Origin of the sequence: Mycobacterium kyorinense (assembly GCF_001672775.1) — a bacterium.
Taxonomy (GTDB): domain Bacteria; phylum Actinomycetota; class Actinomycetes; order Mycobacteriales; family Mycobacteriaceae; genus Mycobacterium; species Mycobacterium kyorinense_A.
On record NZ_LZKJ01000164.1, the window covers coordinates 1 to 824 of the forward strand.

Below are 824 nucleotides of genomic sequence, written 5' to 3' on the forward strand. Positions count from 1 at the left end.
CCTCCTTGTCGATCTTGTTGACCGCCACCACGATCGGCACGTCGGCGGCCTGAGCGTGGTTGATGGCTTCCACGGTCTGCGGCATCACCCCGTCGTCGGCGGCCACCACCAAGATCGCGATGTCGGTGGCCTTGGCACCGCGGGCACGCATGGCGGTGAACGCCTCGTGTCCCGGGGTGTCGATGAAGGTGATCAGCCGCTCGTTGCCGTCGAGATCCACCGAGACCTGGTAGGCGCCGATGTGCTGGGTGATGCCGCCCGCCTCGGCTTCGCGGACGTTGGCCTGACGGATGGTGTCCAGCAGTCGGGTCTTCCCGTGGTCGACGTGACCCATCACGGTGACCACCGGCGGGCGCACCTGCAGGTCTTCCTCGGTGCCCTCGTCCTCGCCGTAGGAGAGGTCGAAGGACTCCAGCAGCTCGCGGTCCTCGTCCTCGGGGGACACCACCTGCACGACGTAGTTCATCTCGCTGCCGAGCAACTCGAGTGTCTCGTCGCCCACCGACTGGGTGGCGGTGACCATCTCGCCGAGATTGAACAGCGCCTGCACCAGCGCGGCCGGGTTGGCGTCGATCTTCTCGGCGAAGTCGCTCAGCGATGCACCGCGGGCCAGCCGGATGGTTTCGCCGTTGCCGTGCGGCAGCCGCACCCCACCGACGACCGGGGCCTGCATGTTTTCGTATTCGGCGCGTTTGGCCCGCTTGGACTTCCGGCCGCGCCGGGGCGCGCCGCCGGGCCGGCCGAACGCGCCGGCCGCGCCTCCGCGTTGACCGGGACGGCCGCCCCCGCCACCGGGACGGCCGCGGTAGCCGCCGCCGGGCGGC

1 protein-coding gene is annotated in these 824 nt (G+C 70.4%); it reads right to left on the bottom strand.

Translation table 11 applies throughout. The annotated features are described in order from the left end of the window. On the bottom strand, window positions 1-824 hold an 824-nt coding region (locus A5707_RS17590; RefSeq protein ID WP_156658095.1), incomplete at both ends, for a translation initiation factor IF-2 N-terminal domain-containing protein.